The 26377-nt window shown below is 72.6% G+C and carries 25 protein-coding genes; 15 read left to right on the forward strand and 10 right to left on the reverse strand.

Annotation, left to right across the window (positions count from 1 at the left end; all coding sequences use genetic code 11):
- Positions 1-56 precede the first annotated feature (56 nt).
- The 6 genes from ABUL08_RS03565 to ABUL08_RS03590 all read left to right on the forward strand — a co-directional run bounded on the left by ABUL08_RS03565 (position 57) and on the right by ABUL08_RS03590 (position 3637).
- Positions 57-965 (forward strand): carbohydrate ABC transporter permease, encoded by a 909-nt coding sequence (locus ABUL08_RS03565; RefSeq protein ID WP_350934473.1) that lies wholly within the window; start codon positions 57-59, stop codon positions 963-965.
- Positions 962-1867 (forward strand): carbohydrate ABC transporter permease, encoded by a 906-nt coding sequence (locus ABUL08_RS03570; protein ID WP_350934475.1) that lies wholly within the window; start codon positions 962-964, stop codon positions 1865-1867. Before ABUL08_RS03565 ends, ABUL08_RS03570 begins: the two co-directional genes overlap by 4 nt.
- A 90-nt stretch (positions 1868-1957) precedes the next feature.
- The gene (locus ABUL08_RS03575) at positions 1958-2440 is read left to right on the forward strand and encodes a hypothetical protein (RefSeq protein ID WP_350934477.1); all 483 of its coding nucleotides are present in this window, start codon (positions 1958-1960) and stop codon (positions 2438-2440) included.
- Between the two features lie 91 nt (positions 2441-2531).
- Positions 2532-2906, forward strand: coding sequence for a VOC family protein (locus ABUL08_RS03580; RefSeq protein ID WP_350934479.1), 375 nt, complete (start codon positions 2532-2534; stop codon positions 2904-2906).
- Positions 2899-3213 carry an ArsR/SmtB family transcription factor gene (locus ABUL08_RS03585; protein ID WP_350934481.1) on the forward strand — a complete coding sequence of 105 codons (315 nt, stop codon included), beginning with the start codon at positions 2899-2901 and terminating at the stop codon, positions 3211-3213. The genes ABUL08_RS03580 and ABUL08_RS03585 overlap by 8 nt, the downstream gene beginning before the upstream one ends.
- Positions 3206-3637, forward strand: coding sequence for an SRPBCC family protein (locus tag ABUL08_RS03590; protein WP_350934483.1), 432 nt, complete (start codon positions 3206-3208; stop codon positions 3635-3637). Before ABUL08_RS03585 ends, ABUL08_RS03590 begins: the two co-directional genes overlap by 8 nt.
- Positions 3638-3853: 216 nt before the next feature.
- On the opposite strand, the gene ABUL08_RS03595 is transcribed toward ABUL08_RS03590, so the two are convergent.
- From ABUL08_RS03595 to ABUL08_RS03605, 3 genes are all read right to left on the reverse strand, one after another.
- Positions 3854-4186: a winged helix-turn-helix transcriptional regulator gene (locus ABUL08_RS03595; RefSeq protein WP_350934485.1), complete on the reverse strand. Its 333-nt coding sequence runs from the start codon at positions 4184-4186 to the stop codon at positions 3854-3856.
- On the reverse strand, positions 4183-4587 hold the full coding sequence (locus tag ABUL08_RS03600) for a VOC family protein (protein WP_350934487.1): 405 nt from the start codon (positions 4585-4587) through the stop codon (positions 4183-4185). The genes ABUL08_RS03595 and ABUL08_RS03600 overlap by 4 nt, the downstream gene beginning before the upstream one ends.
- A gap of 249 nt (positions 4588-4836) precedes the next feature.
- Complete coding sequence (locus ABUL08_RS03605; RefSeq protein ID WP_350934489.1) at positions 4837-5832, reverse strand: N-acetylglucosamine kinase; 996 nt, start codon at positions 5830-5832, stop codon at positions 4837-4839.
- A 196-nt stretch (positions 5833-6028) separates the two neighbouring features.
- Between ABUL08_RS03605 and ABUL08_RS03610 the strand changes: the two genes are divergently transcribed.
- Genes ABUL08_RS03610 through ABUL08_RS03630 form a run of 5 tightly spaced genes read left to right on the forward strand, consistent with a single transcriptional unit; the run spans position 6029 to position 11093 of the window.
- Complete coding sequence (locus ABUL08_RS03610) at positions 6029-6976, forward strand: MurR/RpiR family transcriptional regulator (protein WP_350934491.1); 948 nt, start codon at positions 6029-6031, stop codon at positions 6974-6976.
- On the forward strand, positions 6973-7722 hold the full coding sequence (locus ABUL08_RS03615; protein WP_350934492.1) for an SIS domain-containing protein: 750 nt from the start codon (positions 6973-6975) through the stop codon (positions 7720-7722). The genes ABUL08_RS03610 and ABUL08_RS03615 overlap by 4 nt, the downstream gene beginning before the upstream one ends.
- A 24-nt stretch (positions 7723-7746) precedes the next feature.
- Complete coding sequence (gene ngcE, locus ABUL08_RS03620) at positions 7747-9159, forward strand: N-acetylglucosamine/diacetylchitobiose ABC transporter substrate-binding protein (protein ID WP_350934494.1); 1413 nt, start codon at positions 7747-7749, stop codon at positions 9157-9159.
- Positions 9160-9181: 22 nt separating this feature from the next.
- The gene (locus tag ABUL08_RS03625) at positions 9182-10123 is read left to right on the forward strand and encodes a carbohydrate ABC transporter permease (RefSeq protein WP_350934496.1); all 942 of its coding nucleotides are present in this window, start codon (positions 9182-9184) and stop codon (positions 10121-10123) included.
- A gap of 13 nt (positions 10124-10136) precedes the next feature.
- The gene (locus tag ABUL08_RS03630) at positions 10137-11093 is read left to right on the forward strand and encodes a carbohydrate ABC transporter permease (RefSeq protein ID WP_350934498.1); all 957 of its coding nucleotides are present in this window, start codon (positions 10137-10139) and stop codon (positions 11091-11093) included.
- 10 nt (positions 11094-11103) lie between these two features.
- Here ABUL08_RS03630 and tnpB read toward each other — a convergent pair whose 3' ends face one another.
- The gene (gene tnpB, locus ABUL08_RS03635; protein WP_350934500.1) at positions 11104-12483 is read right to left on the reverse strand and encodes an IS607 family element RNA-guided endonuclease TnpB; all 1380 of its coding nucleotides are present in this window, start codon (positions 12481-12483) and stop codon (positions 11104-11106) included.
- Positions 12480-13058 (reverse strand): IS607 family transposase, encoded by a 579-nt coding sequence (locus ABUL08_RS03640; RefSeq protein WP_350934502.1) that lies wholly within the window; start codon positions 13056-13058, stop codon positions 12480-12482. The genes tnpB and ABUL08_RS03640 overlap by 4 nt, the downstream gene beginning before the upstream one ends.
- 98 nt (positions 13059-13156) lie before the next feature.
- On the opposite strand from ABUL08_RS03640, the gene ABUL08_RS03645 reads away from it, so the two are divergent.
- Positions 13157-14863, forward strand: coding sequence for a bifunctional 3'-5' exonuclease/DNA polymerase (locus ABUL08_RS03645; RefSeq protein ID WP_350934503.1), 1707 nt, complete (start codon positions 13157-13159; stop codon positions 14861-14863).
- A gap of 137 nt (positions 14864-15000) precedes the next feature.
- Positions 15001-15594 (forward strand): nucleotidyltransferase family protein, encoded by a 594-nt coding sequence (locus ABUL08_RS03650; protein WP_350934505.1) that lies wholly within the window; start codon positions 15001-15003, stop codon positions 15592-15594.
- An 11-nt stretch (positions 15595-15605) separates the two neighbouring features.
- Here ABUL08_RS03650 and ABUL08_RS03655 read toward each other — a convergent pair whose 3' ends face one another.
- From ABUL08_RS03655 to ABUL08_RS03675, 5 genes are all read right to left on the reverse strand, one after another.
- Positions 15606-16529, reverse strand: a complete 924-nt coding sequence (locus ABUL08_RS03655; protein WP_350934506.1) for an amidohydrolase family protein — start codon at positions 16527-16529, stop codon at positions 15606-15608.
- On the reverse strand, positions 16526-17335 hold the full coding sequence (locus tag ABUL08_RS03660; protein WP_350934508.1) for a metal-dependent hydrolase: 810 nt from the start codon (positions 17333-17335) through the stop codon (positions 16526-16528). The genes ABUL08_RS03655 and ABUL08_RS03660 overlap by 4 nt, the downstream gene beginning before the upstream one ends.
- A 198-nt stretch (positions 17336-17533) precedes the next feature.
- A complete protein-coding gene (locus tag ABUL08_RS03665) occupies positions 17534-19354 on the reverse strand; it encodes a serine/threonine-protein kinase (RefSeq protein WP_350934510.1) in 1821 nt (606 codons plus the stop codon).
- 78 nt (positions 19355-19432) lie between these two features.
- Positions 19433-20764: a glycosyltransferase family 4 protein gene (locus ABUL08_RS03670; RefSeq protein WP_350934512.1), complete on the reverse strand. Its 1332-nt coding sequence runs from the start codon at positions 20762-20764 to the stop codon at positions 19433-19435.
- A gap of 136 nt (positions 20765-20900) precedes the next feature.
- Positions 20901-22847 carry an amylo-alpha-1,6-glucosidase gene (locus ABUL08_RS03675; RefSeq protein ID WP_350934514.1) on the reverse strand — a complete coding sequence of 649 codons (1947 nt, stop codon included), beginning with the start codon at positions 22845-22847 and terminating at the stop codon, positions 20901-20903.
- Positions 22848-22889: 42 nt separating this feature from the next.
- Here ABUL08_RS03675 and ABUL08_RS03680 point away from each other — a divergent pair, with 42 nt between their 5' ends.
- Together ABUL08_RS03680 and ABUL08_RS03685 are read left to right on the forward strand one after the other, a co-directional pair.
- Positions 22890-25592 carry an MGH1-like glycoside hydrolase domain-containing protein gene (locus tag ABUL08_RS03680; protein WP_350934516.1) on the forward strand — a complete coding sequence of 901 codons (2703 nt, stop codon included), beginning with the start codon at positions 22890-22892 and terminating at the stop codon, positions 25590-25592.
- A gap of 74 nt (positions 25593-25666) precedes the next feature.
- Entirely contained in the window at positions 25667-26365 is a 699-nt protein-coding gene (locus ABUL08_RS03685) for an HAD family hydrolase (RefSeq protein ID WP_350934517.1), read from the forward strand.
- Positions 26366-26377: the final 12 nt, after the last annotated feature.

Raw genomic sequence — 26377 nt, forward strand, 5'->3', positions numbered from 1 at the left:
CGGTGGGGGCGGGACACACCCGCCTCCACCGGCCGAGCCGGAGAGGGGTCGCGCGGATGCGACACGGCAGATTCCCGCTGATCGTCAGCTTCCTGCTGCCACCGCTGGTGCTGTACGGCGTCTTCGTGCTCTCGCCGTACCTCCAGGCCTTCCAGATCTCGACCACCGACTGGCTGGGCTACTCGGCGCAGGCCGACCCGGTCGGCCTGGCCAACTTCCGCACCCTGCTGCACGACGGGTACGTCTGGAACGCGCTGACCAACAACGCGATCCTGCTGGCCGTGGTGCCGGTGCTGACCATCGTGCTCGGCCTCTTCTTCGCCACCATGCTCACCATGGGCGGACGCAAGGGCCGGGCCGGGGTCACCGGCGTGCGCGGCAGCGCGGTCTACCGGCTGGTCTACTTCTTCCCGCAGGTGCTCTCGGTGGTGATCATCGCGCTGCTGTGGAAGGAGATCTACCACCCGACCACCGGCCTGCTCAACGGCGCGCTGCGGTCGGTCGGCCTGCCCACGCCGGCCTGGCTCGGCGATCCGCGGTTCGCCTTCTGGTGCGTGCTGGCGGTGATGGTCTGGAGCAACGTCGGCTTCTACGTGGTGCTCTTCGGCGCCGCCATGCAGGCCATCCCGCGCGACATCTACGAGGCGGTGCTGCTCGACGGCGCCTCCCGCGCGGTGATGCTGCGCCGGATCACCATCCCGCTGCTCTGGGACACCGTCCAGGTGGCCTGGATCTATCTGGCCATCGCCGCGCTGGACGGGTTCATCCTGGTCCAGTTGATGACCAACGGCGGCCCGAACTTCTCCTCCGACGTGATCGGCATGCGGATGTACGACACCGCCTTCGGCAGCGAGACCAAGTTCGGGTACGCCTCGGCGATCGGCGTGGTGATGTTCTTCCTGACCCTCTCGGTGGCGGTGCTGGCACTACGGGCCGCCCGGCGCGAACGGATCGAGTACTCTTGACCACCGTCGACTCCGGCGCCCCGCCGGTCCGGGCGACCGCGCCCGAGCGCACCACCGACCGGCCGCCGCGCCGGGAGCTGGGCGTGGCGAACGCGTTCTCGCACGGCTTCCTGCTGCTCTGGGCGGCGATGACGCTGCTGCCGCTGGCCTGGCTCTTCCTCAGCTCGCTCAAGGACAACGGCGAGATCCTGGCCGACCCGTGGGGGCTGCCGGGGCGGCTGCGCCTGGACAACTGGGCGCGGGCCTGGACGACGGCGCACATCGGCCGGTACTTCCTCAACAGCGCGGTGGTCGTGGCCGGCTCGCTGACCCTGACCATGCTGCTCGGCGCCACGGCCGCGTACGTCTTCGCCCGGTACGACTTCCGGGGCCGGCAGGTGCTCTACTATCTCTTCGTCGGCGGCATGATGTTCCCGGTCTTCCTCGCCCTGGTGCCGCTCTTCTTCGTGGTGCGCAACGCCGGCCTCTTCGGCACCTGGACCGGTCTGATCCTGGTCTACACCGCCTACTCGCTGCCGTTCACGGTCTTCTTCCTGACCGCGTTCTTCCGGACCCTGCCGACGGCCGTGGCGGAGGCCGCGCTGATCGACGGCTGCGGCCACTTCCGGCTCTTCTTCCGGGTGATGCTGCCGATGGCGCGACCGGGACTGATCAGTGTCGGGATTTTCAACTTCCTCAGCCACTGGAACCAGTTCCTGCTGCCGCAGGTGCTGATGCAGGGCGACGAGTCGAAGTGGATGCTCGCCCAGGGGCTGAACGCGCTCGCCGTCAACCAGGGCTACGCCGGCGACTACGCGCAACTCTTCGCCGGCCTCGCCATCGCCGTGCTCCCGGTGCTGGTGGTCTACGTCGCCTTCCAGCGCCAGATCCAGGCGGGGCTGACCGCCGGCCAGCTCAAGTGAAGGGCCGCCCACCAGGAGTTACGGGGCAGCGGGACCGGCGGGGGCTCCTCTATGGTGGGCCGGCACATTCACCGGAACGACGGGGATCTCATGTTTGAGCTTGTCTACGAACTGCTGCTGATGCTCGGCGGCATCGCGATGATCGTCACGGGTCTGGCCATCCGGGAGCAGGGCACCGGCTCCCGGATCCTGAACGCCGTCATCGGCCTCGCCTTCTTCTGCTACGGCTTCTATCTCATGTTCCTCGCTCCGGTGGGCACCCGGTACCGGATCTTCTTCTACGCGTTCATCCTGCCGATCCTGCTCATCGTGCGGGCGGTCAAGGCGCGCAAGGAGGCGAAGGAGGCCAGAGAGGCGGCGGCCGTGCACCACCAGGTCGTCCCCGGTCAGGTCTACCCGGCCGCCCCGGGCCAGCCCGCGCAGGGCTGGCCGGCTCCCGGCCAGGCCGCGCCGCAAGGCCACCCCGGCGAGGCCCCGCAGGGCCAGTACCCGCCGCAGGGCGGCTATGGCCCGGCGCCGCAGGGCCAGTACGGCCAGGTGCCGCAGGGGCAGCCGGGCCACCCGACGGCCTGAGCGCATCACCTCCGGCGACGGCCGGTCGACCCGGGTCGGCCGGCCGTCGTTCCGCTTGACCGGTAGGAAATCTCCTACCTATTGTGGCGGCATGAGTGTCACCCACGTGCGACTGGTCTCCGTGCCGGTCCGGGACCAGGACCGGGCCCGCGACTTCTATGTCGACACGCTCGGCTTCGACCTGGTCCGGGACAACCCGATGGGGCCCGGCGGCCGCTGGGTCCAGGTCGCGCCCAAGGGGGCCGCGACGGCGCTGACCCTGGTCACCTGGTTCCCCACCATGCCGCCCGGCTCGCTCAAGGGCCTGGTCCTGGAGACCGACGACCTCGACGGCGATGTCGCCCGGCTGCGCGCGCGAGGCGTGGTGTTCGCCGAGGACGGCATCCTGACCGCGCCGTGGGGGCGTTACGTGACCTTCGACGACCCGGACGGCAACGGCATCGTGCTCCAGGCCACCCGTGTCTGACGTCTTCGCCGCGCTGGCCAGCCCCACCCGCCGCGAGCTGCTGCGCCTGCTGCGGGAACGGGGCGGGCAACCCGTCGCGCAGCTCGCCGCGCACTTCGACATGCGCCGCCCCAGCCTCTCGGAGCACCTCAAGGTGCTCAAGGACGCCGGCCTGGTGACCGAGGAGCCGATCGGCCGGCAGCGGCTCTACTCCCTGCGGCCCGAGCCGCTGCGGGAGGTCGCCGACTGGCTCGGCCCGTACGAGCGGTTCTGGCGGGCCCGCCTGGCCGACCTGCGGGACGTGCTGGACGGGCTGCCGGATGAGTGAGCCGACCAGCATCGCGGTCGACCAGTTCCTGGCCCACCCGCCGGCCCGGGTGTGGCGGGCGCTGACCGATCCGGACCTGATCGCCCGCTGGCTGATGCCGAACGACTTCGCCCCCGTCCCCGGCCACCGGTTCACCTTCCGTACCGAGCCCCGTCCGGGCCAGGGGTTCGACGGCGTCGTGCACTGCGAGGTGCTGGAGGTGGACCCGCCGCGCCGGCTGCGGTGGGCCTGGCGCGGCGGGCGGCTGGACACGGTGGTGAGCTGGACGCTCGTGCCGGAGGGGCGAGGCACCCGCCTCTTCCTGGAGCACTCCGGCTTCGACCCTGACGACCCGGTGCAGCGCCGCACGTTCACGCTGCTCGACGGCGGCTGGCGCACCCACGTCTGGCGCCGTCTCAACCGGACGCTCACCGACCTCGGCTAGGGAGCGTCCCTCGGATCAAGGCGGCTCGTTGACGAAGCGTCCACGATGCCATGAGCCGGCCGACCATTGCCTCGGCCAGCCGGCCCCCGGCCTTCGGCAAGCAGCGCCACCGGCAGCGCAGTGTCGCCGAACGCCGCATCGACCGCCGCACGCAATGGCGTGGCCTGGCCGTGCGCGCCGACAAAGCTCGCTGTGCACTACCGGGGCCGCGCTCACTCATGCAGGATTCCTGCCCTGGGCCAGGCCATGATCCGGAAGGGCCGCTTCCTGGGCGTCGTTCCTGCCCCAGTTGCCGAGTGCGACGATCGCCTCGCGCAGGGCGAACCCGCGCTCGGTCAGCGCATAGGCCCGGGTGTTGTGTCGAAGGGGCAGGCGGGCCAGCACGCCGGCCGCTTCGAGCTCGCGCAGGCGTGTCGCGAGCATGTTCGTCGGCACGCCGAGGTCGCGTTGCAGGTCGCCGTAGCGTTGTGGCCCGTCGAGCAGCCGTTCCACGATGAGCAGGGCCCACCGTGCTCCGACGATGTCGAGGGCCGCGGCGAGGTCGCTCACGCGGTCGGATCGGCGTCCGTCTTCATCCAGAACGGTGAGTAGTGGTAGCCGTCGGGGTCATCGAATTGACGCTGGTACATGAAGGGGTAGTCGTCCGTGTCACCGATCCGCCCGCCCGCGGCGCCGGCGCGGTCGATGAGTTCGTCGACCGCCTCGCGGCTGTCCAGGTCGAACGAGACCGTGACCTTGGAGGGCGTCTGAGGTCCGCCGATCAGCTCTTCGACTCCGCCGACGCTCGCGTACATCTCGCGGCTGCCGAGCATGACGTACTGCTCGGGGGCGATCGCGAAGCACGACACGTTGTGGTCGGACATCTCGGCGTTGAGGGTCCAGCCGAGGGCGGTGTAGAAGGCGGTTGCGCGCTCGACGCTCTCGACCGGGCAGGTGATGAAGAGGCTCATGCGGGCCATACTTGCAAAATGCAAGTGACCCGTCAAGGGTCACGCGTCCCGCACGAGGGTCGGCTGCTGCCTGCGTCTGACATGACGGTCGGCTACCGCGCGCGGCATCAGCGTCGGCCTGCACCGCGGACGCCGTGTCGCGGCGACCGGTCCGGCAGGTACGGCTCGATCCGAGCCCACATGTGATCAGAGATCCATCGACGAACCGGCACGCTTCGTCAACGGGCCACCGTGGACCGGGAGCGCTCCCTAGCCGAGGGCCGAGCCGGGGACCAGGAGCGCGTGCAGCGCGGCCGGGTCGGTGACCTCGGGCAGCTCCCGGGCGGCGAGCCAGGCCGCCGCGGCGGCGCCGTCACCGGCGGTGCGCAGCGGCGCGTCCGGCCAGCGCCGGGCCAGCTCCGCGCGGACCGCGTCACCGAGCGGGGTGTCCCCGGTGAGCAGCCCGCCGCCGAGCACCACCGGGTCGATCGCGCCGACCGGCCGGATCCGGCTCGCGCTCTCCGCGAGCCGGGCGGCGGCCTCGGCGACCAGGGCCACCCCGGTCGGTTCGCCGGCGCGGGCCGCCGCCACCACCAGCGGGGCGAGCCGGGCCAGCTCCACCGGCGCTCGCCCGGTCACCGACTGGACCACCGCGTCGGCGGTGGCGCGCGGCCGGGGTGCCACCTCGGGGGAGCCGGTCAGCTCGGCGAGCACCCGGGTCGCCAGGTCGCCCGGGGGCTGGGCGCGGTCCAGGTCGGCCAGCAGCCGGCGGACCGCCTCCCGACCGAGCCAGAACCCCGAGCCGGCGTCGCCGAGCAGCCAGCCGTGCCCGTCGGCGACCCGGTCCAGTCGCAGGTCGCGCACCTGGGCGGCGATCGCGCCGGTGCCGGCGATCAGCACGGTGCCGTCCGGGGCGGCGGTGCCCGAGGCGTACGCGACCAGGGCGTCGCCGTGCACCGTGTACGGGCAGCGCAGGCCGGCGGCGGACCAGGCGCCGTCGAAGGCGGCCCGGGCCTGCGGATCGGCGAGCAGCCGACCGGCCCCGGCCAGCCCGATGGTGCCGGCCCGGACCCGGGTCGGGTCGACATGCGCGAGGGTGGCGCGCAGCGCGGCGAGCAGCTCGGCCGCGGCCCGGTCGGCGCCGTGGCTGGTCGGGTTGCCGCCGCCGCCCCGTCCCTCGCCCCGTCGCGCGCCGGTCAGGTCGTACGCGACCGCGCGGGTGGACGTACCCCCGACGTCGAGACCGACCACGACGGTGCCGGACATCCGCTCTGCCTCCCGGTGGCTCGCGCTGGCGGCTTCATGCTGGTCGGCCGGGCCGTCGAAGGCAAGATCCGGGCCCGGTCGAGGGCCTGTGCGGCAGGTAACAGTTTGAAAACTTCGCCCACGCCCTTGACACGGAGGGGCCTTCAGTAAGAACTTTTACCACTAACAGTTAACACTCTTTTCCGAAAGGCCTCCCATGGTTGAACACGAGGTGGACACCGCCGCGGGGACCGCGGTGGTCGACGCCGACGGGCTCGACCGCCGGGGCGCCGACGGGGTGCTGGCCCGGGTCCGGGCCGGCGCGGGGGAGCTGACCGGCGCGCTGCGCCGGGTCGCCGAACAGGTGCTCAGCGACCCGGAGGCGGCGGCCCGGGCCACCATCGTGGAGCTCGCCGAGCGCAGCGGCACCTCCCCGGCGACCATCACCCGGTTCTGCCGGGCCATGGGCTTCGAGGGGTACGCCGACCTGCGGCTGGGCATCGCCTCGGAGACCGGCCGGGCACGCTCCGCCGGCTGGACCGTCGACATCGGACGGGAGATCCAGCCGAGCGACCCGCTCTCCCGGGTGCTCGACCAGATCATGGCCGCCGACACCCGGGCCATGCACGACACCGCCACCCTGCTCGACCTCGCCGAGGTCGAACGGGCCGCCGTCGCCATCGCCGGGGCCAACCGGGTGAACATCTTCGGCGCCAGCGGCAGCGCGCTGGTCGGCGAGGAGATGCAGTTCAGCCTGCACCGCATCGGGGTGGCCGCCTGGGCGTGGAACGACGTGCACGAGGGGCTGGCCAGCGCCGCCCTGCTGCGTACCGGCGACGTGGCGCTGGGCATCTCGCACACCGGGCAGACCCGGGAGACCATCGAGATGCTCGCCGAGGCCGGCAGCCGGGGCGCGACCACCATCGCGCTGACCGGCTTCCCCCGCTCGCCGCTGGCCGAGCTGGCCGACATCGTCCTGCTCACCGCCAGCCAGGCCACCACCTTCCGGCCCGACGCGCTCTCCGCCCGCCACCCCCAGCTGGTCGTGCTCGACCTGCTCTACATCGCGGTGGCCCAGCGCACCCACGACCGCGCCCACGCGGCCTTCCGGCGTACCGCCCAGGCCGTCGACGGGCACAAGGCCGCGAAGGGAGCCCATTCATGATCAGTGCGCAGCGGTACGCCGACGCCGTCCGCCCCGTGCTCGACCGGCTGGTCGACAGCCAGGCCGAGGCGCTGCACCGGGCGGCCGACCTGATCGCCACCGGGCTGCGCTCCGGCGGGGTGCTCCAGGCGTTCGGCGCCGGCCACTCCGAGGCGTTCGCCGCCGAACTGGTGGCCCGGGCCGGCGGCCTGGTCCCCACCAACCGGCTCGCCCTGCACGACCTCGTGCTGCACGGCGACGCGTCCCGCGACGTGCTGGCCGACCCCAAGCTGGAACGCGACCCCGCGATCGCCCACCAGCTCTACGCGCTCGCCGCCCCGCAACCGGGGGACGTCTTCGTGGTCGCCTCCCAGTCCGGCATCAACGGCTCGGTCGTCGAGCTGGCGACGCTGGTGCGGCGGCGGGGTCACCCGTTGATCGCGGTCACCTCGGTCGAGCACACCGCCCGGGTCGCCCCGCGCCACCCGTCCGGGCACCGGCTCGCCGACCTCGCCGACGTCGTGCTGGACAACGGCGCGCCGTACGGCGACGCACTGCTGCCGCTCGAGGGCGGCGGCGCGGTCTGTGCGGTCTCCTCGGTCACCGCGGCGCTGCTGGCGCAGCTGCTGACCGCCGAGGTCGTACGACGGTTCCACCAGGCCGGGGAGGTACCCCCTATCTACCTCTCCGCCAACGTCCCCGGAGGGGACGAGCACAACCTCGCCCTCGAGTCGCGGTACGCCGGGCGTCTCCGGCGTACCGCCTGACCCGACACCACAAGGAGAGACAAGATGTCGGTTAACCCCAACCTCGGTGACCTCGACCGGCGGACCCTGCTGCGGCGCGCCGCCGCGGCGGGCCTGCTGGCCGTCCCGGCCGCCGGTCTGCTCAGCGCCTGCGCCGGCAGCGAGCCGAGCAAGTCCGACGACGCCGGTGCCGCGAAGAGCAAGGACAACCCGTTCGGCGTCAAGGACGGCAGCGCCGTCAAGGTGGTGATCTTCAACGGCGGCCTCGGTGACCAGTGGGCCAAGGAGGACAAGGCGGTCTTCAACGCCAAGCACGCCAACGTCACGGTCAACATGAGCTCCACCCAGAAGATCAAGACCGAAGAGCAGCCGAAGATGGCGACCCAGCCCAGCGACGTGGTGATGAACTCGGGCGCCGACATGATGGACATCAGCACCCTGGTCAACGAGGGCGCCATCGAGCCGCTGGACGACCTGCTCACCGCGCCGGCCTGGGACGGCGACGGCACGGTCGGCGACTCGCTGCTGCCGGGCACCGTCGTCGACGGCACCTTCCAGGGCAAGTTCTACGTGGTCAACGTGGCGTACACGGTCTGGGGCAACTGGTACAACGGCGCGCTGTTCAGCAAGGAGGGCTGGACGCCGCCGACCACCTTCGACGAGTTCTTCGCCCTCGCGCCGAAGATCAAGGCCAAGGGCATCGCCCCGTACGTGCACGACGCGGTGCACGGCTACTACCCGCGCTGGGCGCTGCAGGCGACCATCTGGAAGTCCGCAGGCAAGCAGGCCATCATCGACATCGACAACCTCAAGGAGAACGCCTGGAAGGCCGACGGCGTCCTGCCGGCGCTGCAGGCGTGGGAGAAGCTGGTCAAGGACAAGCTGCTCCTGCCGGGCAACCTCAACCACACCCAGTCGCAGCAGGCCTGGCTCGACGGCAAGGCGGCGTTCATCCAGGTCGGCACCTGGCTGAAGAACGAGATGTCGTCGACCATCCCGCCGGGCTTCGAGATGAAGCTGTCGGACTACTGGGGCCTGGGCCCGAGCGACAAGGCGCCGAAGGACGTCTTCGCCGGTGCCGGCGAGGGCATCGTGGTGCCGAGCAAGGCGCCGAACAAGGCCGCCGCCAAGGAGTTCCTGCGGGCCGTGCTCTCCAAGGCCGGCTCGGCCAAGTTCGCCGAGCTGACCAAGTCGCTCGCCTCCACCAAGGGCTCCGGCGACAAGGTCCAGGACACCTCGCTGACCACCGCCAACGACCTGATGAAGAACGCCCCCAAGGACCTCATCAAGGTCAAGCTCTGGGACTTCTACGCCGACCTGGACAAGGAGAGCCAGAACCTCTCCGAGGAGCTGATGGCCGGCCGGCTCACCGCCCAGCAGTTCGTCGACAAGATGCAGGCGGCGGCCGACAAGGTCGCCAAGGACTCGTCGATCAAGAAGCAGACCCGCACCGCCTGATCCGAACGGAAGAGTGAGTGGAATGCGGCACGGTGTTGCGCGCTTCGTCACGGGGTTCCTGGCCCTGCCCGTCGCGCTGTACCTCTTCTATGTGGTGTGGCCCTTCGCCCAGGCGGCCGGATACTCGCTGACCAGCTGGGGAGGCTACTCCGACAAGCAGCAGTTCGTCGGGCTGGACAACTACGTCCGGCTCTTCTCCGACGAGCTGATCAGGAAGGCCTTCTGGCACAACGTCTTCTTCCTGGTCACCGTGCCGCTGTTCACCATCGCGCTGGCCCTGTTCCTCGCGTTCCTGCTCAACGTGGGCGGACGCGAGGACAGGGCCGGCATCCGCGGGGTGTTCGGATCGAGCATCTACAAGGTCATCTTCTTCTTCCCGCAGGTGCTGTCGCTGGTCGTCATCGCGGTGATGTGGCAGCAGATCTACCGTTCCGACTCGCAGGGTCTGGTCAACGGCCTGCTCATCAAGATCGGGCTGGTCGACCCGGCGAACCCGATCGCCTTCACCGCCGACCCGGAACCCTTCCTCGGCGTGCCGGCCGTGCTGTGGTGGCTGCTGCTGATCGCGGTCTGGAGCGGCGCCGGCTTCTACATGGTGCTCTTCTCGGCGGCCATGCAGTCGATCCCCAAGGACATCTACGAGGCGGCCATCCTCGACGGGGCGGGGCGGTTCCACACGTTCTTCCGGATCACCCTGCCGCTGTTGCGGGAGACCATCTCGGTGGCCTGGGTCTATCTCGGCTTCATCGCGCTCGACATGTACGCCCTGGTCTTCGTCATGACGCCCAGCCAGGGCGGCCCCAACCACGCCAGCGAGATCTTCGCCTCGGTGCTCAACTTCACCGCGTTCCAGAAGGGCCAGTTCGGCTACGCCTGCGCGATGGGCGTCTCCCTGGCGATCTTCACGATCCTGCTGGCCGCGGTGCAGCTGAGGATCACCCGTCGTGACCGGATCGAGTACTGAGGAGGCCTGGACGATGAGCACGGTGACCCATGGTGACCGGACCCGGCCGGGCCCGGTTCCCCCGACCGACCCCACCCGGCCGCGGCCCGCGCCGTCGCGCGTCGCGGCGGTCGGCTCGCGGATCTTCAACGGCTTCTCCCACGCGTTCCTGGTGGTCTGGGCCGTGATGGTGATCTATCCGCTGGTGTGGGTGGTGATGTCGGCGTTCAAGGACGACTCGCAGGTCATCCGCGAGCCGCTGTCGCTGATCCCGCACCGACTGCACTGGGACAACTTCTCCCGGGCCTGGGGGGAGGGGCACCTGGGGGCGTTCTTCCTGAACACCGTCCTGGTGCTGGCCGGCAGCGTCCTGCTGACCATGCTGCTCGGGTCGATGGCCGCGTACGTGCTGGCCCGGTACGAGTTCCCCGGCAACCGGTTGATCTACTACATGTTCCTCTCCGGGCTGACCCTGCCGATCTATCTGGCCGCGGTGCCGCTGTTCAAGGGCGTCTACAACATGGGCGTGGTCTTCCCGCTGCTCGGCCCGAACAAGCACCTGATGCTGATCATGGTCTACGTGGCGTGGTCGCTGTCGTTCACGATCTTCTTCATGCACTCGTTCTTCCGGACGCTGCCCGACTCGATCGCCGAGGCGGCCATGGTCGACGGGGCCTCGCACAGCCGGCTCTTCTTCAGCGTCATGCTGCCGATGGCCCGGCCCGGCCTGATCAGCATCGGCATCTTCAACGTGCTGGGCCAGTGGAACCAGTGGTACCTGCCGACCCTGCTGATGCAGTCGGTGGCCGGCGAGCCGAAGCACCAGGTGATCTCCCAGGGGCTGATCGAGCTGTCGGTCAACCAGGGCTACCGCTCCGACTGGTCCGGCCTCTTCGCCGGCGTCACCATGGCGATGCTCCCCGTCCTGATCGTCTACGTGATCTTCCAACGCCAGGTCCAGTCCGGCCTCACCGCCGGCGTCAGCAAGTAACCGTTACCTCTCAGTGCACTCTGGTGAGTGCATGGTTGGTAGTCCCGCCTTGCGGTGGGACGGTCCCGGTCTGACCGGCGGGTGCCGTGCCGGGTTGACGCTTCACAGCCACCGGCCCGCCGGGGCGGGTCTTCTGGTCGGCTCCACGTCCGGCCACCGGGCCACTCCCGGCGGTGTCTGGCTGGGCCGCGAGGCCGGCCAGGTTACGTGCGGCGTTGGCGTCCCGGTCCATGACTAGGCCGCATGCCCCGCACTGGTAATCACGCTCGTGCAGGGCCAGTTTGGTTTTCACTGTGCCGCAGGCTGAGCAGGTTTTCGAGGACGGGTACCAGCGGTCGGCGACGATGAGCCGGCCCCCGTTCCACGAGGTCTTGTAGGTGAGTAGCCGGCGGATTTCGGCGAATCCAGCGTCGGCGATGTGTCGGGCCAGCCGACGGTTGCGCAGCATTCCGGTGACGTTGAGGTATTCCACGACGATGGTGCCATGTTCGCGGGTGAGGCGGGTGGTGAGCTTGTGCAGGCCGTCGCGGCGCAGGTTCGCCACCCGTGCGTGTGTCCGACCGAGCCGGGCCGAGGCGCGTTGCCATCGGTTCGAGGGGCGTTGCCCGGTTCGCCGGTCCGGCCCGGTCTTACGGGTCAGCGCCCGGCCGAGCCTGCGTAGGCGGCGTTGGGCGTCGCCGAGGTGACGTGGGTTGGGCACCAGCTCGCCGGTGGACAAGACGGCCAGGTGTGTGATGCCGACGTCTACGCCCACGGTTGAAGTGGGGTGGGTGGGTCTGCGGTCGGCGCGGTCGATGTCGACGGTGAACGCGACGTGCCAGCGGCCGCCGTCGCGGCGGACCGTGGCGGACATGATTCGGGCGGTGCCGTTGTCGACACGCCGGGCGAGCTTGCGGGCGGACTCGTGCAGCTTCAACCGGCCGAGTCGGGGCAGCACCACATGCTTACGGTCAGGCTCGACGCGGATCGGGCCGGTGGTGAACCGCACGGATGGTGTGGTGCGGCGGCGGGACTTGAAACGGGGGAACCCGACCGGCCGGCCCTTGCGTTTACCGGTCCGAGAGTCGGTCCAGTTCTTCAGAGCGCGGGCGAGAGCGTCAAGGCCGGTGTTGAATGCCTCCTTCGAACACTGCGCCCACCACGGCGCCACATCTGCCTTCGCCGCGTTCCATGCCCGTCGCAGCCCCGCCAGCGTCCACGGCATCGCCGGGGTCAATAGCTCGTCGGGGACGCCGTAGGTGCGTTCGGCGGTCCGCTGACTCATGACCGCCTTCACCCGCGCCAACGCCCAATTGTGCGCCACCCGGGCCGCTCCGGCGTGCGCCAGCACCGCACGCTCCTGCGCCGCAGTCAGATCCAGGGCGAACCGGTACGCCTGAACCGTCTTCACCCCGGGGCGCCCTCGGTGACCACTTCCACCGCCCGCCGGGCACGCCTCCCGGCACCGCGACTCCCGTACAGACGGGCGCACAACGACGTCAGAATCTCCGTCACGTCGCCGACCAGCTCGTCATCCACCCCAGCCGGGTCGACCACCAGCAGGCGACGGCCCTGAGCGGACAGCGCGGCCTCGACGTACTCAGCACCGAAACGCGCGAACCGGTCACGGTGCTCCACCACGATCGTCGTCACAGTCGGGTCACGCAGCAGTGTCAGGAACTCCTTGCACCGCCCGTCCACCGTCGACCCAACCTCGATGACCACCCGCGACACCGTGAGGCTCCGCCCGGTCGCCCACGTGACGACCCGGGCGACCTGCCGATCCAGCTCGGCCTTCTGATCTGCGGACGACACCCGGGCGTAAACCACGGTGGTGCCCTCGGAGGCAGGCTCGACAGCGGACGGCTCGACCAGGATCAGCCGGCCGACCCGACGGGCGGGAACGGGCAGCTTGCCCTCCCGAAACCACCGGTACGCCGTCACGTGATGCACACCCTCACGAGCCGCCCACTCCTTCAAGTTCACCCCTGCATCATACTGCATACTCGACACGCATCAATGTGGCACCCCCACGCTCACACCCCACCCCCCTCACCCGCCCTCAGGTGGGTGAGGGGGGTGGAGTGTCGGAGGGGCGAGGCAGAATCGCGTCCGTGCTGGTGGTGGGGGTGGTGGCGGACGAGCGGGGTGGAGGTGTGCTCCAGCACCTCGACGCCGCCGGGCGGGCGGTCGGGGCGGCCGAGCCGGTGACCGACCTCGCCGCCGCGGTGGGCGCGCGGGAGGCCGCCGAACGACCGCGCTGGGTGCTCGGCTCCGCGGCGGCGCTCTATCCCGCGCTGCTGCGTGCCGGGGTCCGGCTCGACCGCTGCCACGACGTGGAGCTGACCGAGGGGCTGCTGCTCGGCCACGCCGGCCGGTGGGGTGAGCCGCGCTCGCTCGCCGCGGCGTGGGCGCGGCTGACCGGCGGCCCGGTGCCGCCGGACCCGGCGCCCCGCCCGCCGGAGCCGCCCGGCCACGGGCAGGGCGCGCTCTTCGACGGGCTGCCCGGCCCGCCGGGCCCGGGCGTCGAGACCCTGACCCGGGTGTACGCCGACCAGCTCGCCCGGATCGCGGCGACCACCCGCCCCGGCCGGTTCCGGCTGCTGGTCGCCGCCGAGTCGGCCGGCGCGCTGATCGCCACCGAGATGGGGGCGGCCGGGCTGCCCTGGCGGGTCGACGTGCACGACGCCGTCCTGGCCGAGCTGCTGGGCGAGCCGTCCCCGGTGGGCGGCCCACCCCGCCGGCTGGCCGAGCTGGCGGCCCGGATCGCCGCGGCGTTCGGGGTCCGGCAGCTGCACGCCGACTCGCCGGCCGAGCTGCTGCGGGCGTTCGCCCGGGCCGGGGTGGAGCTGCCCAACACCCGGGCCTGGGTGCTGCGCGGGGTGGAGCATCCGGCGGTGCCGCTGGTCCTGGAATACAAGGAGCTTTACCGGATCTGGACGGCGCACGGCTGGGCCTGGCGGGACGCCTGGGTCTCCGACGGGCGCTTCCACCCGGAGTACGTCCCCGGTGGCGTGGTCTCCGGTCGCTGGGCGACCCGGGGCGGGGGCGCGTTGCAGATCCCCAAGGTGATCCGCCGGGCGGTGGTGGCCGATCCGGGCTGGCGTTTCGTGGTGGCCGACGCGGGTCAGCTCGAACCGCGGGTGCTCGCCGCGGTCTCCGGGGACGCTCGGCTCGCCGCGGCCGGTGGCGCCGGCGACCTCTACGCCGCCCTGGCCCGGGACGCCTTCGCCGGTGACCGGGCCCGGGCCAAGGTGGCCCTGCTCGGCGCGATGTACGGGCAGACCGGGGGCGCGGCGGTGCCCGCCCTGGCGGTGCTCAAGCGCAGCTACCCGACCGCGTTCGGCCATGTGGAGGCGGCGGCCCGTACGGGTGAGGCGGGTGGGCTGGTGCGCTCCTGGCTGGGGCGTACCTGCCCGCCGGCCGGGGTGGTGGTGACCGACGGGGACGACCCGGAGCCGCCCGGCGGGGCCGACCCGCAGAGCCCCCGGGCCCGGGCCGCGCGCTCCCGTGGCCGGTTCACCCGCAACTTCGTCATCCAGGCCACCGCCGCCGAGTGGGCGGCCGCCCTGCTGGCGACGCTCCGGGCGGCCCTGGTGGGCAGCGGCGCGGAGCTGGTCTTCTTCCAGCACGACGAGGTGGTCGTGCACTGTCCGGCCGGGCAGGCCGACGCGGTGGCCGAGGCGGTGGGGGCCGCCGGGGAGCGGGCCACCGCGCTGCTGTTCGGGGACACCCCGGTGCGGTTCCCGCTGGATGTCTCCATCGTCGACTGCTACGCCGACGCCACCTGACCGGCCAATTTTCCCTTTTGCCCCGCTACCGGATCCCGATCGTGCTCGTTGGGCCCGTTGTGCGTACGACGGGACGGGCCGGGCACGCCGGGGCCGTCCCCCCGGACGAGGGGGAGCAGCTGAACCGGATCGCAGGGATGATCATCGCCGCGGGTGGGGGACGCCGGATCGGTGGACCCGAGGCGCTGCTGCACCAGGGGGAGAAACCCCTGGTGAGCCGGATGATCGACACGATGACCGAGGCGGGCTGCGAGGAGGTCGTGGTCGTGTTGGGCGCGGCGGCCGAGCAGGTCCGCCAGACGACGGACCTGACCCCCGCCACCGTGGTGATCAATCGGGCGTGGGGGACCGGGGTCGGCTCCTCGATCCGCGCCGGGCTGGCCGCGCTGACCGACGAGGGCATCGAGGCGGTCGTGGTGGTGCCGGTGGACATGCCCGGGCTGACCGTCGCCGCCGTCCGGCGGGTGACCGCGCTGCCGTACCCGGACGTGCTGGTCTGCGCCACCTACGGCGGGCTGCGCGGCTACCCGATGCTCTTCGGCCGGCGGCACTGGCCCGGCATCGCCACCCTGGCCAGCGCGGACGTCGGCGCCCGGCCCTACCTGCTGGCGCACAAGGACCAGATCGTCGACATCGCCTGCGACTCGGTCGCCGACGGCAGCCGGGTCGACACCCCGGAGCTGATGGCCCTCTACGGCCTCAGCGTCCCCGAGCAGCGGGTCGGCGTCTGACGTCGACCGCGTCAGTCCAGGTCGAACAGCGCGGCGGCGCTCTCCCAGCAGACCGCCCGCAGCCAGTCGTCACCCAGCTCCAGCCGGGCCAGCCCGGCCAACTGCTCGGCGTACGGGTAGGGAATGTTCGGGAAGTCGCTGCCCAGCAGCACCCGGCCGGCCAGCCCCAGCTCGCGCAGCCGGGGCAGCTCCCCGGCCGGGAAGGGCGTGACCCGGTCGAAGAACGGGGTGAACGCCATCGTGGTGTCCAGCCGCACCCGCTCGTACGACGACGCCAGGTCGAGGAACGCGGCGTAGTCCGGTGCGCCCAGGTGCGCCACGATCGCGGCGAGCCGGGGATGCCGGGCCAGCAACGCGGCGAACGGCTCCGGCCCGGTGTGCGCGGTCCCCACCGGGGCGTGCCCGGCGTGCACCACCACCGGCGTTCCCGCGTCGGCCAGCAGCCCCCAGACGTCGTCCAGCGCCGGGTCGGTGGGCAGGAACCCGCCCACCTGAAGGTGCACCTTGAACACCCGGGCCCCGGCCGCCAGCGCGTCTCGGACGTAGCGGCCCGCGGTCGGCTCCGGGAAGAACGTCGCCGACGGCAGGCAGCCCGGCGTCCGGGCGGCGAAGTCCAGCGTCCAGCGGTTCAACGACTCCGCCATGCCCGGCCGGTGCGGGTACGCCAGCGCGCTGAACGCCCGGACGCCGAGCCGGCGCAGGTGCGCCACCCGCGCGGGCTCGTCCCACCGGTACCGGATCGGCCACTCCCGGCCGACCAGCGGCCCCGCCGCGTCGAAGTACGCCCACACCCGGCGGAGCAGCCGCGGCGGCAGGAAGTGGGTGTGCACGTCGACGAGCCCGGGCAGGCCGAGCCGCTGCCAGAACTCCGGCACCGCCGCGTCCTCGACCGGCGGGCGGGAATCCGGGGCCGGGACGCCGGCAGAGTCCGTCACACCTCGATGTTGAACCGGTGCAGCACCGACGGGGCGACCAGCCCCACCGCCGCCAGCACGGCCAGCACGGTCAGCGCGGTCCGCAGCACGATCACCTCGGCCTTGCTGCCGGTACGCAGCGCGATGCTGTTGGGCAGGCCGACCATCGTCCACATCCGGCGTTTGATCGGGATGGGCCAGAGGATCGGCACCCCGGCCCGGGTGATCATGTCGCCGAGGATGTGCACGAAACAGCCCACACCGACGGCCAGCCCGATCAGTGGGTAGCCCCGGTCGCCCGGGAGGTTGGCGAAGGTGAACCAGGCGGCGGCGGCCGAGGCGAGGGTGACGATCACCCAGCCGGCCCGCTCGGCCCACTCGTCGAACAGGCCCCGCAGCGCCAGGCCGATCATGAAGAAGAGGATGCTCACCACGGCCCACTTGCCGTAGTGGGCGCAGAGCGCCGTGGTGCCCCAGCCGACCAGCCCGGTGAACGGCAGGGTGTGGGTCAGCGTGCGGTGCCCGTTGTTGCGTCGCGGGTCCTTGCTGAGCTTGGTGGCGTAGTAGACGCCCAGCGAGATCTTCTCCATCACCTCGGCGACGAAGAGGCTGAACACGCCGAAGGTCCGGGCCACGGTGGCCCCGCCCTGGTTGCGGGTCACCTTGCCGGAGAGGTCGAGGTCGGGGAAGAGCGCCCCACCGGCGCAGACCGCGGTGCCGACCGCGAGCGCCAGCGGTGTCTGGTGGTAGTCGGCGAACTGGTCCAGCGCCCAGGAGCCGGTCAGCCACACCGCCGCGCCGGACAGCGCGTGGGACGGTCCCATCATGTCGGCTCGCCCTCCCCAGAGATCTTGATCGCCAAAACTACGCCACTGTAGTCAGCCGCCCGACGACAGGGCATCACCCGGACGGTCCACTGGGGAGGGGCGCAGTGACCGGGCCGGAGGCGCTGCCGGATCACCAGGAATTATGTCCCGTCCGCTGGCGGACCGGGCTGCTCTGTCGGGCATGGGACGCCGCGCCGGTCAGCCCGCCGAGTGGGTGGGACGGCCCGGCCGGAAGCTCTGCCGGATCAGCGCGAGCTGGGCCGTGGCGGCGCCCCAGTCGTACTCCGGGGTGCTCCAGCCCAGCGTCCAGCCGCCGACGCCGGCCGGGAGGACCCGCAGCGCGTGCAGCTGCTCCCCGTACGGCGCCCGCCAGCGGCACTCCCATTCGGCGCCGCCGGCGACCGCGGCGAGGCGGACCTCCTGGTAGTCGGGGAGCCGGTTGGCGGCGATGAGGGAGCGACGGGCCGAGCGGAGCTGCGCGGCGAGGTCGGTGCCGCTGCCGGCGTACGGCTCGACGCTGAGGATGCGCCGGCTCGCCGGGTCCTGGAAGCAGGCGGTGTTCCCCTCCCGGGCGTACCACCAGCCGGCCGGCACGGCGAGGCGGAACCCGCCGGCGTCGGTGTGCCAGATCCAGCCCGCCGGGAGGGTGAGGTCGTCCTCGGCGGGGGAGGGCCCGGCGGCCACCGGTTCGCCCACCGGGTGCGGGCGGATGCAGGCGAACGGGGGCGGCGCCACGTTCCGCCCGTCGGGGGGCGGTTCGGGCCGGCCCTGCCCCGGTCCGTCGCCGGGCGGATAACCGGGCGGTGGTTCGCCGTACGCCTCGCCCGGTGCGCCGCGCGGCCGTTCGTGCTCCTCGTGCAGGAGCACGGCGGTGCCCGCCCCGGCCGCCGCGGCGAGCACGAGCGCCACTGCCGCGAGCCCCCACCGCCGCGCCGCCGCCGGGGCCGACGGCGGGGCGGCGGGCGCTGACCCGGTGACGGGAGTGAGCAGCACCGTCCGGTCCCGGTCCCACTCCGGCGCCGTCGAGCCGGGGTCGGACGGTGAGGTGCCGGAGCGGGCGGCCCGGCTCCACGCCTCGGCGGTCGCCGCCGGTGACGGGGTGCCCCGGTCGGTCTCCTCGGGCGGCGCGACCGGCGGACCACCGGTGCTGTCCCAGGTCGGCGCGGTCGGGGTGGTCGGTCGGTGCGCCCCGTCGGGCGTCGGGCCGGTGGCGGCGGCGACGGCCAGCAGTCGGGCCACGTCGTCGGGCGCGAGCCGGTTGCGGGGGTCGCGGCGCAGCAGCCCGGCCAGCACCGGCTCCAACGGTCCGGCGTGCGGCGACGGGTCGGGCGGCTGACTGGCCAGCGCGGCGAGGGTGGCCATCGCGGTGCTGCGGGCGTACGGGGAGCGGCCCTCGACGGCGGCGTGCAGGGTGGCGCCGAGCGACCAGAGGTCCGCCTCGGCGGTGGAGACGCCCTCGGCGGCGCGCTCCGGTGCGACGTACTGCGGGGAGCCGAGCACCAGCCCGGGGCGGGTCATCACCCCGTCCCCACCGTCGAAGACGGCCAGCCCGAAGTCGGTCAGCAGCACCCGGCCGTCCCTGGCCAGCAGCACGTTCGCCGGCTTCACGTCCCGGTGCAGCACCCCGGCGGCGTGCGCCGCCCGGAGCGCGGCCAGCACCGCCAGCCCGATACCGGCCGCCCGGCGCGGGTCGACCGGGCCGTCCGCCTCGATGACCTCCTGCAACGACCGGGAGGGGACGTACTCCATGATCAGCCACGGGTCGTCGTCGACCTGCACCACGTCGTAGACGCGGACCACGTTGGGATGGTTCAGCCGGGCGGCGGTGCGGGCCTCCCGCATCGTCCGGGCGCGCAGCTCGTCGCGCTCGTGGGGGGCGAGCCAGTTCGGCGCCACCACCTGCTTCACCGCCACCTCGCGGTGCAGCGTCTCGTCGCGGGCCCGCCACACCCGGCCCATCCCGCCCCGGCCGACCAGCTCCAGCAGGCGGTACCGGTCGGCGATCACTACCTGCTGCACCGTTCTCCTCACCGCTGGTCGCCGTCCACAATAGCCAATCGATCGGACGGGACCTATCGGTTGTCGGGCGGCATCGAATCAGCAGGCGGCCCCCTGGCTGGTCAGCAGATTTCCGTCCGGGATGTCGATCCGGGGTCGCGTGCCGGCCAGGAGGGCGGCCGCCCGCCGGGCCTGGAAGGTGCCGTGGTCCCGCCCGGCGGTGGCATAGTTGGCCGCGGTCCGGGCGGCGATGGTGGCCCAGCCGTACCGTTCGGCGACCATGGTGCGGGCCCGACGGGCCACCCGGCGGGCGAACACCTCGTCGGCCAGGAGCCGGTCGACCGCACCGGCCAGCGCGTCCGGGTCGCTGTGCGGGAAGGTCACGCCGGTGACGCCGGGCTCGACGATCTCCGCCAGGCCGCCGGTGCTCGCCACCGCCAGCGGCGCCCCGGCGGCCGCCGCCTCCAGGGCGATCATCCCGAACGGCTCGTAGAGGCTGGGGATGACGGTGGCGTCGGTGGCGGCGAGGACGGCGGGCAGCCGGGTGGCGTCCAGGAAACCGGCGAAGCGGACCGTGTCGCCCAGGTGCAGCCGCCGCGCCTGCGCCGCCAGTTCCTCCCGGTACGGCCCGTCGCCGGCGATCACCACCCGCAGCCCCGGGTGCCGCTCCCGCAGGTACGGCACCGCGTGCACCAGGTGCTGCACGCCCTTCTCGTAGACCAGCCGTCCGGCGTACCCGATCAGCGGGCCGTCCGCGGCGAAGCGGGCGCGGGCGGCGGCGACCGCCTGGGGGCGGGCGTGCCAGGCCCGGTCGTCGACCCCGTTGGGCACCACGTCGATCCGTCCCGCCGGCACGTCGAACAGCCGCGTCACCTGGTCGGCCATGTAGCCGGAGCAGGCGATCACCCGACCGGAGGCGTTGCTGAGCCAGTGTTCGACGCCGTGGATGGTCCGGTTCATCTCCTCCGGCAGCCAGCCCTGGTGCCGGCCCGCCTCGGTGGCGTGGATGGTGGTGACCAGCGGCAGGTCGAGGTGCTCGGCGAGGGTGACCGCGGTGTGCGCGACCAGCCAGTCGTGGGCGTGGATGACGTCGTAGGAGCCGGACTCGGCGGCGCGCAGGGCGGTGCGGGTCAGCGTGTGGTTGAACGCCATGGTCCAGGCGAGCAGGGAGCCGGTGGCGAGCGGGAAGGCGACCGGGTCCTCGGGGGCGCGCAGGACCCGGACGCCCTCGGCGTACTCCTCCAGGGGCGCGCCGTCGGCGTGCCGGGTGACGACGGTGACCTCGTGCCCGGCGGCGGCCAGGGCGACGGAGAGGGCGTGCACGTGCCGGCCGAGCCCACCGACGAGCACGGGTGGGTACTCCCAGGAGAGGATCAGCACCCGCTGGTGCCGGGCGGGGTGGATGTCGATCACGTCGGCGTCAGGTGACATGCGTCCCCCTTGGAGTTGTTCCGCGGCGCGCGACGGCCGGCACCGCACCGGCGCCCGCCGTCCGACCGGGTCGGGCCCCATCCTGCCGACCGGTGGCTAACCGGCGGAGACGCCGCCGTTGCCGGGATGTAACGGGTTACCGGCGGCCGTGCCGGACCCGCAGCAGCTCGGCGACCGACCACGCCTGGAAGGGACAGCCGGTCGCGGCGTGCGGGGCGAGCCCGTCGGCCGTCTCACTCACCGAGCCTAGGCCATATTCCCCCAAATGGCCCTCAAGTCCGACCAAAAGGTCGTCGGGGGCTAGTCCGGCCCGCCGGTACGCGTCGACGAACGGCCCGATCAGCCACGGCCAGACCGTCCCCTGGTGGTAGCCGCTGTCCCGCTCCGCCGGACCGCCCCGGTGCCGGCCGACGAAGCCGGGGGAGTCGGGGGCGAGGCTGCGCGGCCCCAGCGGGGTGCACAGCCCGGCGGTGATCCGGCGCAGCGTCGCCTCGTCCGGCTCCAGCGGGGCGTACGGCAGCGACCAGGCGAGCAGCTGGTTGGGGCGGAGCAGGTCGTCGTCGTGGTGCGGGGCGCCGCCCAACGGGTAGGCCGGCGCGGGCCCGTCCACCACGTCGTGCAGCCAGCCCACCCCGGGCGCCGGGAAGCGGTCCCGGAACGCCGTCGACGCCTTCGCGTGCAGTCCCCACAGGGCGGTGGCGTCCCGGCCGGCCAGCTCGGTCAGCTCGGCGAGCCCGGCCAGCCCGTTCACCCAGAGCGCGTTCACCTCCACCGGCTTGCCGGTACGCGGCGTCACCGGCACCCCGTACACCCGGGCGTCCATCCAGGTCAGCGCCGTGCCCGGGGTGCCGCCCTGGGTGAGCAGCCCGTCGGCCGGGTCGACGCCGATGCCGTACCGGGTGCCGGCGACGTGTGCGTCGACCACGGCGTGCAGCGCCGGCAGCAGCTCGTCGCCGAGGTCGGTGTCCCCGGTGACGGTGACGTGCCGGCTCACCGCGTGCAGGAACCACAGCGTCGCGTCGACCGTGTTGTACTCCACCCGGCCGGTGTCGGCGGTGTTCGCCAGCATCCCCTCCGAGAGCGTCGCCGCGTACGCCCGCAGCAGCTCGCGTCCCTCGTCGGTGCGGTTGGTGCAGAGGAAGAGCCCCTCGTAGGAGGTCATGGTGTCCCGCGACCAGGCGCCGAACCAGGGGTAGCCGGCCACCACGTCCGGCCCGGCCGCCGTCCGCACCACGAACGCGTCGGCCGCCAGCGCCAGGGTCGCCGCAACCGCGTCGGCCGGCTTCGCCGCCGCCACCACCTCCCGGTGCCGCCGCCGGGCCGCCTCGACCAGCGCGGTCGCCGGCGCCGGCTCGTCGGCCAGGTCGTCCGCCCAGGCCAGCACCGACACCGTGTCGCCGGGGGCGTCGAGTACGCCGGAGAAGCGGCCCGCGTACCAGAGGTCCTCGTCCGGGTTCAGGCCGCGCGCCGCCTCCTCCCGGTGCCGCACCCCCAGCCACCACTGTCCCTCCGGCGTCCAGTCCGGCCCGGCCAGCCGGAACGCCCCCTCCACCACCGCGCCGCCGTCGGCCGCCTCCAGCCGAGGCGTCGGCCCGTCGGCCCGCCGCTCGGCGTGCGCGTCCCGCCAGGTGCAGGCGGCGGAGAGGTCCAGCCGGACCGGGCCGCCCGACACCAGCCGGTGCACCACCGCCACGCAGGACCGGCCGTACGCCATGGCGATCTCCCGCTCGATCACCACGTCGCCGATCCGCCAGCGCCACCGGGGCACCCCGTCGACCAGGTCGAAGCGCTCCAGCAGCTCGAAGCCGCGCGGGTCGACGACCCCGGAGGACCACTCGTGCGCGCCGAGCCGGACCCGGGCGCCCGAGGGGAGGACGACCGTCGGGTCCAGGCTGGCCAGCCCCAGGTGGCGGACCGCCGGCGTCTGGCCGGCCACCACCAGCAGTCCGTGGTACCGGCGGGTGCGCAGGCCGCTCACCGTACCCATGGCGTAGCCGCCGCGACCGTCGGTGACCAGCCACTCCCGGCTCGCGGAGGCGGCCGGATCGCCGCAGACCTGGGGGCCGAAACGAATGTCGATCAACTTTCCTCCACCCGCGGCGAGGTGTAACACGCCACGACGACAATGGCCGCTGTGGTGATGTACCCCGGCGGCGTCGAAGATGTGCAGGTGTTCACTGACCGGTCATCCTCCGATGCCCCCGACCCCGAGCGGATCCGTCTCGCCCAGGCAGATGCCGGCGAGCAGGACTGGCGCGCATGGGGTCCCTATCTGTCCGAGCGGGCGTGGGGGACGGTACGGGAGGACTACAGCGAACACGGCACGGCGTGGGACTACTTCCCCCACGATCACGCGCGGTCCCGAGCCTACCGGTGGAACGAGGACGGCATGGCGGGCGTCTGCGACGACCGGCAGACGTTCTGCTTCGCCCTGGCGCTGTGGAACGGGAAGGACCCGATCCTCAAGGAGCGGATGTTCGGCCTCGGCGGCGACGGCGGCAACCACGGCGAGGACGCCAAGGACTACTGGTGGTACGAGGACTCCACCCCCACCCACTCCTTCATGCGCTGGCGCTACCACTACCCGCAGGCCGCGTTCCCCTACGACGAGCTGGTCGCCGTCAACGCGCTGCGCGGCCGGGACGACACCGAGTACGAGCTGGTCGACACCGGGATCTTCGACGACGACCGGTACTGGGCGGTGACCGTCGACTACGCCAAGGCCACCCCGACGGACCTGTGCGTCCTGATCACCGTCGTCAACCGGGCCGACGAGGCGGCGACCCTGCACGTGCTGCCGCACCTGTGGTTCCGCAACACCTGGGCGTGGGGGCTGCCCGGCGGGGACCGGGTGCCGAGGCTGGTCGGCGAGGGCGGCCGGCTGGTCGGCGAGCACCGGGTGCTCGGGCAGATCCTGCTGGAGGGCGACGGCGCGCCGACCCCGCTGCTCTGCGACAACGACACCAACGCCGAGCGGCTGTGGGGGCTGCCCGGCCGGTCGGCGTACCCGAAGGACGGCATCAACGACCACGTCGTGGCCGGCGCGGCCACCGTCAATCCGGACCGGGAGGGCACCAAGGGCGCCCTGCACTACGTGCTGGACGTGCCGGCCGGCGGCCGGCGGCAGATCCGGCTGCGGCTGACCCGGACCGCCCCGCCGCCCGGCAGCGCGCCGCCGCCGGGCGCCGACCTCGGCGACGGCTTCGACGCGGTGCTCTGGGCCCGGCGGGCCGAGGCCAACCGCTTCTTCGCCGGGGTCATCCCGGCCGCCGCCACCGCCGACGAGGCGCTGGTGGCCCGGACGGCGATCGCCGGGCTGATGTGGGGCAAGCAGTTCTACCACTTCGACGTCAAGCGCTGGCTGGAGGGCGATCCGGGCTCCGCGCCGCCGCCGCCCGGGCGCCGGCACGGCCGCAACAGCGCCTGGTGGCACATGACCAGCTTCGACGTGATCTCCATGCCGGACCCCTGGGAATATCCCTGGTACGCGGCCTGGGACCTGGCCTTCCACTGCGTCAGCATCGCCCGGGTCGACCCGGGCTTCGCCAAGGAGCAGCTGCTGCTCCTGCTCCGCGAGTGGTACCTGCACCCCAACGGGCAGATCCCGGCGTACGAGTGGGCGTTCGGCGACGTCAACCCGCCGGTGCACGCCTGGGCCGCGCTGAAGGTCTTCGAGATCGACGGCTCCCGTGACCACGAGTTCCTCGCCCGGGTGATGCACAAGCTGCTGCTCAACTTCACCTGGTGGGTGAACCGCAAGGACACCGGCGGCAACAACGTCTTCGAGGGCGGCTTCCTCGGGCTGGACAACGTCGGCCCGTTCGACCGCTCCGCCGCGCTGCCGGTGGCCGGGGTGCTCGAACAGTCCGACGGCACCGGCTGGATGGCCATGTACGCCCTCAACATGCTGGACATGGCGATCGTGCTGGCCGAGCACGACCGGGCGTACGTGGACACCGCGACGAAGTTCTTCGAGCACTTCGCGTACATCGCCGCCGCCGCGTACGACCAGGGGCTCTGGGACGACGAGGACGCCTTCTTCTACGACGTGCTGCGGCTGGCCGACGGCAGTCAGGTGCCGCTGAAGGTCCGCTCGGTGGTGGGACTGCTGCCGCTCGCGGCGACCACCCGGCTCACCGCGCGGACCCTGCACCGGCTGCCCGAGCTGGGTGCCCGGCTGCGCTGGTTCCTCACCAACCGCCCCGAGTACGCCGACGTGATCGGCGCCCGCCGGCTCGGGCCGGACGGGCGGCAGCAGCGGCTGCTGTCCATGGTCGGCCCCGAGCAGGTGGTCCGGCTGCTCGCCCGGATGCTGGACACCGACGAGTTCCTCTCCGAGTACGGCCTCCGTACGCTCAGCCGCGCGCACCTGGACAAGCCCTTCACGGTGACCCTCGGCGGTCAGGAGTTCAGCGTCGGCTACGAGCCGGCCGAGTCCACCAGCGGACTCTTCGGCGGCAACTCCAACTGGCGTGGACCGATCTGGATGCCCACGAACTTCCTGCTGGTCAGCGCGCTGCGCGACTACGCCGCCTTCTTCGGCGACGACCTCCAGGTCGAGTACCCGACCCGGTCCGGACAGAAGCGGACCCTGGACGAGATCGCCGACGACCTCTCCGCCCGGCTGATCTCGCTCTTCACCCGGGACGGCTGGGGCCGGCGCCCCATCTACGGCGCGGCCCAGCTCTTCCAGACCCACCCGGACTGGCGGGACCTGATCTGCTTCCCGGAGTACTTCCACGGCGACAACGGCGCCGGCCTGGGCGCCTGGCACCAGACCGGCTGGACGGCGCTGGTCGCCGACCTGATCCTGACCCTGCGCCGCTGACGGAAACCCGGATGTCGCCGCCCGCCCGTCGGCGGTAGCGTCTCCGGCGATCGCACGACGGGGAGGGGACCGGGATGGCGCCGCGCCGGGAGGGTCGGGTGCTCGTCTTCGACGCCGACGACACGCTCTGGGAGAACAACGTCCTCTTCGAGCGGGTGATCGACGACTTCCTGGACTGGCTGGCCCACCCCACCCTCGACCGGGCCGAGATCCGGGCCGTGCTGGACGACATCGAACGGGCCAACGCGGTCGCGCACGGCTACGGCAGCAAGGTCTTCCTGCGCAGCCTCGGCGAGTGCCTGGAGAAGCTGCGCGAGCGGCCGGCCACCGAGCGGGAAAGCCGGGAGATCGACGAGCTGGCCGCGGCGCTGGTCGGGCACACCGTCGAGCTGATGCCGGGGGTGGCGGCGACGCTGGACGACCTCGCCACCCGGCACGAGCTGCTGCTGCTGACCAAGGGGGAGCACCAGGAGCAGCAGCGCAAGCTCGACGCCTGCGGGCTGCTGCACCACTTCCGCGCCGCGCACATCGTCCGGGAGAAGGACGTCGACACCTACCGGTGGCTGGCCCGCGAGCACGACTTCGCGCCGGCCGACGCGTGGATGATCGGCAACTCCCCGCGGTCGGACATCCTGCCGGCCCGCGCCGCCGGCATGAACGCGGTCTTCATCCCGAACGAGAACACCTGGGTGCTGGAGCACGACGAGCTGGACCCGGGGGACCGGGGGGTGCTCCGGCTGGCAGCGTTCCCCGATCTGCTCCGGCACTTCTGACCGGCCCGGTAA

The organism is Micromonospora sp. CCTCC AA 2012012 (genome assembly GCF_040499845.1).
Taxonomy (GTDB): domain Bacteria; phylum Actinomycetota; class Actinomycetes; order Mycobacteriales; family Micromonosporaceae; genus Micromonospora; species Micromonospora mangrovi.